Source organism: Streptomyces sp. SID11385 (assembly GCF_010548245.1).
Taxonomy (GTDB): Bacteria; Actinomycetota; Actinomycetes; order Streptomycetales; family Streptomycetaceae; genus Streptomyces.
Genome location: NZ_JAAGLR010000848.1, coordinates 1 through 8,484, shown reverse-complemented (window position 1 = coordinate 8,484; position 8,484 = coordinate 1). Strand labels below are relative to the sequence as shown.

General features: G+C 71.8%; 6 protein-coding genes and 1 pseudogene. 1 reads left to right on the top strand and 6 read right to left on the bottom strand.

The genetic code is table 11. The features are described 5' to 3' along the window. The 4 genes and pseudogenes from G3I42_RS25770 to G3I42_RS25755 form a co-directional block, all read right to left on the bottom strand. A pseudogene (locus tag G3I42_RS25770) lies at nucleotides 1-732 on the bottom strand (alpha-mannosidase); the annotation flags it as partial. Between the two features lie 51 nt (nucleotides 733-783). Then, entirely contained in the window at nucleotides 784-1,608 is an 825-nt protein-coding gene (locus tag G3I42_RS25765; RefSeq protein ID WP_164289780.1) for a carbohydrate ABC transporter permease, read from the bottom strand. Then, nucleotides 1,608-2,534, bottom strand: coding sequence for a sugar ABC transporter permease (locus G3I42_RS25760; RefSeq protein WP_203607343.1), 927 nt, complete (start codon nucleotides 2,532-2,534; stop codon nucleotides 1,608-1,610). Before G3I42_RS25760 ends, G3I42_RS25765 begins: the two co-directional genes overlap by 1 nt. A 170-nt stretch (nucleotides 2,535-2,704) precedes the next feature. Continuing rightward, nucleotides 2,705-3,988 carry an extracellular solute-binding protein gene (locus G3I42_RS25755; RefSeq protein ID WP_164289776.1) on the bottom strand — a complete coding sequence of 428 codons (1,284 nt, stop codon included), beginning with the start codon at nucleotides 3,986-3,988 and terminating at the stop codon, nucleotides 2,705-2,707. Nucleotides 3,989-4,360: 372 nt separating this feature from the next. Here G3I42_RS25755 and G3I42_RS25750 point away from each other — a divergent pair, with 372 nt between their 5' ends. Further along, nucleotides 4,361-5,623 carry a substrate-binding domain-containing protein gene (locus G3I42_RS25750; protein ID WP_164289774.1) on the top strand — a complete coding sequence of 421 codons (1,263 nt, stop codon included), beginning with the start codon at nucleotides 4,361-4,363 and terminating at the stop codon, nucleotides 5,621-5,623. 126 nt (nucleotides 5,624-5,749) lie between these two features. On the opposite strand, the gene G3I42_RS25745 is transcribed toward G3I42_RS25750, so the two are convergent. Beyond that, nucleotides 5,750-7,138: a DUF4185 domain-containing protein gene (locus G3I42_RS25745; protein ID WP_164289772.1), complete on the bottom strand. Its 1,389-nt coding sequence runs from the start codon at nucleotides 7,136-7,138 to the stop codon at nucleotides 5,750-5,752. Between the two features lie 435 nt (nucleotides 7,139-7,573). After that, nucleotides 7,574-8,484, bottom strand: a 911-nt coding sequence (locus G3I42_RS25740) for a diacylglycerol kinase family protein (protein WP_275405295.1), incomplete at its 5' end; no start/stop codon positions are given.

The following is an 8,484-nucleotide window of genomic DNA, read 5'->3' as shown; positions in this document are numbered from 1 at the left end:
GGCCAGGGCCTCGCGCAGCGCCGCCCGCCCGGCCCCCGCGGTGCCGTGCACGTCGTACGGGGCGACCGCGTCCACCGCCGCGTCCAGGGCGGCGAACAGCTCGGCCCGGCGCGGCGAGGAGAGCGACAGCTCCAGGGCGAGGCCGAGCGCGGCCTCGATGTCCTGGACCAGCTCCCACACCTCGGCGTCCCGGTGCACGAGCGCGATCCTGCCCAGCCGGTACAGGGGGCGGTCGGGCGCCGTGCGCTTGCGGCCGAGGGCCGTGGGCGTGAAGAGGCTCTCGCCGATGATGTCCGGGTTGGCCGCGGCCTCCACGTACACCTCGAAGGAGGCGCCCGGGGCGAGGTTCAGGCGCACGTAGTCGTTGCGCGGCTCGATCGCCTTGAGCGTGCGGCCCGCGCCGTCGTAGACGAGCGCCTCGACCTGGAAGCCGGCCGAGTCCCCGACGAAGCCGGGGTCCACGAGGAGTTCGACAGCGCCGGGCGCGGCCTGCCACGAGGCGGGCACGGTGCCGGCGACCCGGAACCAGGAGGTGGCCCACGCGCGGCCCCACGGCTCGCCGCGCTCGATCGGTACGTAGGCGGCCTCCTTCGCCTCGGCGAAGGGCACGGGCTCGTCGGGCACGTGCCACACGTCGGTGCGTACCGGCGCCTCGGCCAGCGCGCACGCCGGTTCCAGGCGTTCGCGGACGAGGCGTTCGACGCGCAGGCGGATGGACTCATGGGGGTGCAACAGGACTCCTTGGAAGAGCGGGGCGGGGGCGCCGCGCGGGCGGGCGGGGGCTCAGAACTGGCCGAGGGCCAGCCCGCGCGAGAAGAACCGCTGGGCGGCGAGGAAGAGGGCGACGGTGGGCAGCGAGACGATGAGCCCGCCGGCGAGCAGCACCGGGATCGTCGTGCCGCCGTAGTTGCCCTCCAGGGCCGCCAGCGAGGGCATGAGCGGGCGGACCCCCTCCGAGCGGGTCAGGGTGAGCCCGAGCAGCAGGTCGTTCCAGACGAGCGTGGCCTGGAGGATGAAGAGCGCCGCGAGCGCCGGGACGGACATCGGCAGGTAGATCCGCCAGAAGATGCGCCACGTCGACGCGCCGTCCATCACGGCGGCCTCGAAGGTCTGCGGGGCGATCCCGGCGAAGAAGTTGCGCATCACGAAGGACGTGAAGGCCACCGAGATCGCCGTGTAGATGAGAACGAGCCCGAACCGGCTGTCGTAGAGGTCGAACTTCACGTACTGCGTGAACAGCGGCATCAGCAGCATCTGGATCGGAAAGACCGTGGAGCTGAAGATGACCGCCAGCCACAGGAAGCCGCGCGGCAGTCTGAGCGCGACGATCGCGAAACCGGCGGCGGCCCCGATGAGCACAGCGAGGGCCGGCGAGACGAGCGCGTACAGCGTGGTGGAGGCGACGCCGCCGCCGAGGTGGCCCTTGGTCCAGGCGAGCTGGAGGTTGTCCCACAGGCCGGTGAAGTCGCTCGGCGCCCAGGCCGAGGAGGACAGGTAACTGTCCTGCGGCTTCGCCGCGTTGACGATCATCAGGTAGACCGGCGCGAGCCAGGCGAGCCCGAGGAGGATCAGTACGGATTTGCGCACGAGCTGACGGGAGCCGTACATCACATCTCCTTGGCGTCGGAGAGCTGGCGGCGCAGGTAGAGCATCGCGGCGCTGACGGTGACGAGGGTCAGGAAGACCGCGATGGCGGCGCCGAGGCCGTAGTCGTTGTTGATGAAGGAATCCCGGTACATGGTCAGGGCGAGGGTCTCCGACTTGCGCCCGGGACCGCCCTGCGTCATCGCGTAGATCACGTCGAACTGCTTGAGCGAGGCGACGAGGGAGAGCCCCACGACGACGGTGGTGATGGGGGTGAGCATCGGCCAGGTCATGCGGCGGAACATCGTCCACCCGGAGGCGCCGTCCACCCGGGCCGCTTCCAGCGGCTCCTTCGGGATCGACTGGAGGCCGACGGTGAACAGCAGCACGTTCACGCCGACCTGCTGCCACGAGGAGGCGACGATCATGCTGAACGTGTTGAGCGGCGAGTCGATGAGCCAGCGCGGCGGATGGGCCCAGCCCAGCGCGTGACAGAGCTGGTCCAGGGCGCCGCCGGTCTGGAGGATGAAGATCCAGATCACGCCGACGGCCACGCCGGACAGGGCGTACGGGATGAGGAACGGCAGCCGGTACCACGTGCTGTGCTTGAGGTCGTGGACGAGCGTCGCGACGAGCAGGCCACCGCCGACCGGCAGGACGAGCGTGCCCACGACCCAGTACAGCGTGTTCAGCAGCGAGTGCGTGAACGAGTCGTCCGTGAACATCGCGGAGAACTTCGAGAAGCCCGCCCACGTGGGGCTGCCCAGGCCGTTGTAGTCGGTCAGGCTCAGGTAGCAGGTGTAGAGGAAGGGCAGGTAGAGGAGCACGGCGCACAGCAGCAGCGCCGGTGAGACGAACAGGCGGGCCGGCCACTGGTACTGCGGGCGGTGCGCGCGGCGGGCGCGGGGCGGCGGCGCCTGTTCGACGGCCGGTGGTCTTTCCACCGTCACGGACATGGGGGTACCTCTCCGGCCGCCGGGAACCGGGACGGGTTCCGGGGTGCGACGGGTTCCAGGGGGTCCAGGGGTTCCCGGCGGCGCGTGCGGATGTCGGAGGCAGGGGGCGGGTCAGTCCTGCCTGGTCGTCACGTGTGCGTGGACGTGTGTGCGCGTCGACGCCGTCACTTGTGCTTCGACCAGTAGGCGTCGGCTTCCTTCTGGAGTGCCTCCAGGGCGGGCGTCGGGTCGGCCGGCGGCTTCGACACCAGCTCGCCGAAGACCTCCTTGGAGCGGGTGTAGACGCTGTACGGCACCATCTCCTGGAACCGCTGCTGCACCCGGAACTCGTTCTTGCCGGTGGCGTCCACGAGCGCCGCCATCCCCGCGTCGGGCACCTTCACGTGCGGGTTGAAGGACACGTCGCCCCGGTTGGCGGTCCACGCCTTCTGTGCCTCGTCGGTCAGCCACCACTTGCTGTAGTCCAGCGCGGCCTTCTCGTTCGCCGCGCCCTTGGTGACGCACAGCGGGCCGGTCTCCAGGATCATCTGGTTCTTGCCCGCCGACGGGCTCACGTTCGGGAAGGCGAACTCGCCGAAGTCCTTCTCGGGCTTCTTGCCCAGCGCGGTGAGCTGGCCGGTGAAGAAGCTGCCCATGGAGGCCATGGCGACCTTGCCGCTCGCCAGGAGTGCCTGCGGGTCGCTGCGCACGCCCGCGTCGAGGAAGTAGCCCTCGTGCTCCATCTTCATCCACTGCTTCGTGGCCTTGACCACGGCGGGATCGGTGAACTTCGTCTTGCCGGTGGCCAGTCCGGCGTACGCGTCCGGGTCGCCGGCGGCGAGCATGTTCTGGAACCAGACGAACTCGAAGACGGTGTTCATCTGGAAGAACGGCGTCACCCCCGCCTTCTTCAGCACCTCGGCGGCGTGCGTCATGTCGGCGAAGGTCTTCGGCGGCTTCAGGCCGTTGTCGGCGAAGACCTTCTTGTTGTAGTAGACCGACCAGTAGGAGACGTTGAGCGGTACGCAGTACTGCTTGCCGTCGAACGTGTAGTTGTCCTTGAGCCCCTTGGGCACCAGGCCCTTGGACTCGGCCTCGGTCCACAGGTCGGTGGTCTCGGCGACCATGTTCTGCTTCACGAGGTCGCCGAGCTGGCTGCCGGTGTGCCAGGTGAACAGGTCGGGCTTCTCGTTGGTGCGGAACGCCTGGGTGACGAAGCTGTCGTACGCGGAGGCGTCGGTGCCCGGCGTCTGCACGACCTTGAGCTTCATCCCGCGCTTCACGGAGGTCTTGTTCTCGGCCTTGAACGAGTCGGTCCAGCCCGACTTGTCGTTGTAGAACGACAGCGTGACCGGGTCGGCCGCCGTTCCCGCACCGCTGCCGCCGCCGGAGCCACCCGAACAGGCACTCAGCGTCAGCGCGAACAGACCCGCCACCGCGCCGGTGGCCACGAGTCTCGGTGTGCGCATCGAAGGTCTCTCCTTGGGGGTGCCCACGACCGGGCGGCGGTCATGGTCGGGTCATGACGCGCTCACATACGGCGGGCAGGGGTAGTTGACGGGTCAAAGCAAGGGGGCAGCGGGTCGGAAACCACCGGCTGACAGCTCGTGGCACAACCGGGGGAACGCTGTCGTCACAGGTGAGGCCCACAGGCGTCCTCACCGAGCAGGCTTGAAGCTATAAGCGGCTGATTAACGCGTCAAGGTGTTGGGGCGGAGTTTTCTCGCGGAAGCATGAACAACCCGTCCGGACCGGGTACTTCACCAGGTGGGCGCGGAGTTCCTGGAAGATCGGACAGGCGAAACGGGTGCTCTTCGCGGGAGATCCGCTAGCCTTGACGCGTGAAGGAGCGAGAAGGACAGGAAACAGCCCTCGGCGGTCCCCCGGCCGCCGCCGAGGCCACAGCGGACACGGGGACGGGGCGCGGCGGTTCGGCCGCGGGCGCGCCCGGTGCGGGCCCGCCCGGCGGCGGCTCCGCCTCCGTGCCCTCGGCGCGCCGGCCCGGCACCTCGCTGTTCCAGTGGGTGAAGCAGTCCCTGCTCGACTCCATCGCCCGGGGCGAGTTCGACCCCGGCGAGCCCTTCATCACGCAGCGCGGCATCGTCGAGCGCTTCGGCGTCTCCACGACCACCGCCGTACGCGCCCTCAACGACCTCGTGGCCGAGGGCATGGTGGTCCGGCGGCGCGGCATCGGCACCTTCGTGCGCGAGCGCCCGGCCGGCCGTCCCGCCGCGGGGCGCACGGTGAGCTACATCTGTCCCGAGGACGAGGGCGTGCACCACAGCCGCCTGCTCTCGGGCCTCGCGGCCGAGACCCGCGACCTCGGCTACACGCTGTCGATCGCGCACACCGTCGACACGGCCGACGAGCCCGGCGTGCTGCGCCAGGCCGCCGAGAGCGGCACGAGCGGCGTGGTGTTCTTCCCGCGCGACCGCTCCGAAGCCTCCGCGACGGTCGAGGAGTTGCGCCGCGCCGGGCTGAGCGTCGTCCTCGTCGACCGCTACTTTCCCGACGTCCCGACCGACGCGGTGCTCTTCGACGACTTCGCCGTGGGCCACGCGGTCACCGACGGCGTGGTCGGCCGCGGCCACGAGGCACCGGTCGTGCTGTGGAGCGAGTCGGACGTCACGACGGTCCGCGACCGCCACAACGGCTATCTGCGCGCCCTGCACGACCGGGGTCTGGTGAGCCACCCCGACCGCTGCGCGCTCGTGCGGTACGTGGACCTGCCGCCGGGCGAACGCCGGGCGCGGCTGCTGTCGTTCCTCGACTCCTCGCTCGGCCTCACCGCGCTGATCTGCGGCAACGCGGTCACCCTCGCCCTCGCGGTGGACGATCTGCTCTCGCTCGACCGGGACCTGCCGCAGACCGTGGAGCTGGCGAGCATGGACGACGCGGGCCCGGTGGGGCTCTCGCCGCTCTCGGTGGTCTCCGCGAGCCTGCCCGCCGCGCGCATGGGCCGCGAGGCGATCCGGCGGCTGCACGGCCGCATCCAGGGCGCCACGGACCCGCTCGACCACGTCGTGCTGCCCGCCGAGGTGACGACCCGCAGCACGGGCCGCAACGCGCTCGGCATCGTCCGGGCCACGGTGTCCGCGAGCTGAGCCCCACCCCACCCGCGGCCGGTCCCGGGGCGCCCTGACCGCCCCGGGACACGGCGGAGGAGGGGCCGCCGGTCACCGGCGGCCCCTCCGTTCACCGCGGCCGCCCGGCGCGGCGCGGCACGTACCTCAGTGGCCGTGCGGGCGCGGCCCACCGCCGTGCGGCGAACTGCCGTGGTGCGGCGAACTGCCGTGGTGCGCCGCCCCCTTGCCCGGCCTGCCCTTGCCGGGCCGACCCTTGCCCGGCTGCCCCTTGCCCGGCCCCGCCGTCGCCGGGTCCAGGTCGAGGGTGAGGAAGCGGGGGTGGTAGTCGTTCGTGTTGTCGGCCCCGCCCAGCCGGTTCACGTTGTACGAGACCAGCAGCTCGCCCGGCCGGGACAGCGCCGGGTGCGCCTTGGCGTTGTACGTGTACATGTTCTCGTCCCCGCCCGCGTGGTACTCGGGCGCGTCGTAGAACTTCACCGGCGCCGAGAACGGCCCCACGGGGCTGTCCCCGATCGCGTACATCATGTCGGGGCTCGACACGTGCCGCGTGTACACGGCGATGTACTTGCCCTTGTAGGGGCCGCTCGTGACCGGCGTGACGTTCGCCTCGGTGGACACGTCGTCGAGGACGGACGCGGAGTCGGTCAGCGAGGTGGACCAGCCCTGCCCGTTCCAGTAGGTGAGCTTGCTCAGGTCGGGGAAGTCGGAGCGGCGGATGCGCGAGACGAGGAGGTCCTTGGTGTTGGTGCGGGAGCCGGTGAGCGCGTCGCGGTAGCCGTACAGGTAGAGGTAGCCGTCCGGCGAGGGGGCTCCGGCCTGGGGCGTGTTGTCGAGCACGCCGATCCCGTAGTCGTACAGGTTGTCGGTGGTGCGCTGGTAGAGCCGGCTCTCGGCCGACCGCTTCGTGAAGCCCGCGTAGTCGGGGGAGCCGTTCTTGACGGGCACGGTGACGAGGTCGACCTGGCTGGGCTTCCAGTCGCTGCCGAAGGGGAAGCCGAAGACGTACACGTTCTGCCCGACGGTCAGGTCCGCCTGCATCCAGGCCGTGTAGCCGAAGAGGTTGTCGCCGTTCGCGCGGCTGCCGCTGCCCTTGTACCCGTACGTGAAGTTCATGTTCGGGGAGTTGGGGACGGTGCCGGTGAGGACGGCCGAGGTGTGGTTCTGGTACGTCAGGTCGCTGATGGCGCCGGAGGCGTCGGCGGAGCCGAGCATCGTGTCGCTGAAGATGAAGAAGGTCTTGTCGTTCGGGCCGCTCCCGCCGAACGTGCGGGACTCGTCCAGGGGGGTGGAGAAGATGCCGTCGGCGCCGAGCCAGGTGTCCGACCGCCCGGCCCGGTCGAAGAGCTTCGTCCAGTCGCTCGCGGGCGTCGCGGTCAGGACGGGGGCGGCCTTCGTACGGGCCGGGGCGACCGCGTGCGGGGACGGGTGGGCGGGGGCGCCGGGGGCGGCGGCGGCCGGGGCGGCGAGCGCCGTCGCGAGGCCGAGGGATGCCGCCGCCAGGGCGACGGCGGTTGTCCGGGTGCGTGGGTACACGTTCCACCTCTTGGTGTGGGTACGGGGGCAGGAGGCGGCGAGGCACGGGGACGGCACGCTCCGCCGCCGCGCGAAAGGCACGCACCCACGCGTCCCGGCAGGGGGACGCGGTGCGGTGCTGCCGCGGAGGGAGGGAAGACGCGAGCCGGCGCCCGGCCCCGACGGCCTGGGCACCCCGGTATCGCCACCGGGTACTCCCGGCCGGGCGCGGGGGGATGTTCCGACACATCCGGTCCGTGGGGCGCTCGCGGGGTACGCGGCGCCCCTTGCCAGGCGGTGACGGCGCGTCCGCTCGGGGCGGCCGTCACGAAGGAGCCGTCGGGAAGAGTCCCGCTCGGCGGAGCGCCTGTCAAGGCATCACGCACGCCCGCCTCCGGCACGGCGCGAGGGCCGGGACGCCCGCGCGTCCCGGCCCTCCTCGCACCCGCTTCCCGCTCAGACGTCTATCGGCCGGTACACCGTCAACGCCTCGTGCATCTTGTCCAGTTCGACCACGCTTCCCGCCTCCGCCACCTCGCCGTCGTGCGCCAGCGGCGTCCCCGGCTCGATGCCCGTGACGCGCAGGCGGTGCAGGCGGCGGGCGGCGTGGAAGGGGGAGCGGGTCAGTGGCCCCGCGAGAGCGGCGCCGAGGAGGCGGGCCGAGGGGCGGCCCCCGCCCCGTACCGTACGGACGTCCAGCAGGCCGTCGGCGAGGTCCGTGCGGCGGCCCGCCGTGAGCCCCGGGCGGCCGTAGAGGCCGTTGCCCGCGAACAGGAGCCACAGCGGCTCGCGGTGGCCGCCGATGTCCGCGAGGAGCGGGCGGTCGCGGCGCAGCACGTGGACGGCCGCCGCGACGTCGGCGAGCCGGCCGCCCAGCTTGCCGGACCACTTCTCGCGCTCCCGGACCAGCTCCGGGTACACGCCGAGGCTGAACGTGTTGAGGAAGAGCCCCGAGGTCCAGCCGTCCTCGGCGTCCCGGCACTGGGTGCGCCAGCGCCCCACGTCCACGAGGACCGCCTCGCCCAGCTCGACGGCCCGGTAGGCGTCCCGTACATCCTCTATCCCGAGGTCGTACGCGAAGTGGTTGAGCGTCCCGCCGGGCAGGACGACGAGCGGCAGCTCGTGCCGCAGCGCGACGCCCGCCGCCGTGTTGATCGAGCCGTCACCGCCGCTGACGCCGAGCGCCTTCGCCCGTCGCGCCGCCTTCTCCAGCTCGTCCGCGAGCGCCGGGCCCTCGCACTCGACGACCTCCGCCTCGGGCAGCGCGTCGCGCAGGCTCCGCACCCGGTCGGGCGAGCCGGCGCGCGTGTTCACCACGACGACGAGCCCGGCCCCGCGCGGCAGCCGGGGCGCGCCCACGGTCAGGC

Coding starts and splice junctions, on each gene's coding strand:
- G3I42_RS25765 (WP_164289780.1), bottom strand. CDS start 1,608: ATGTACGGCTCCCGTCAGCTCGTGCGCAAATCCGTACTGATCCTCCTC.
- G3I42_RS25755 (WP_164289776.1), bottom strand. CDS start 3,988: ATGCGCACACCGAGACTCGTGGCCACCGGCGCGGTGGCGGGTCTGTTC.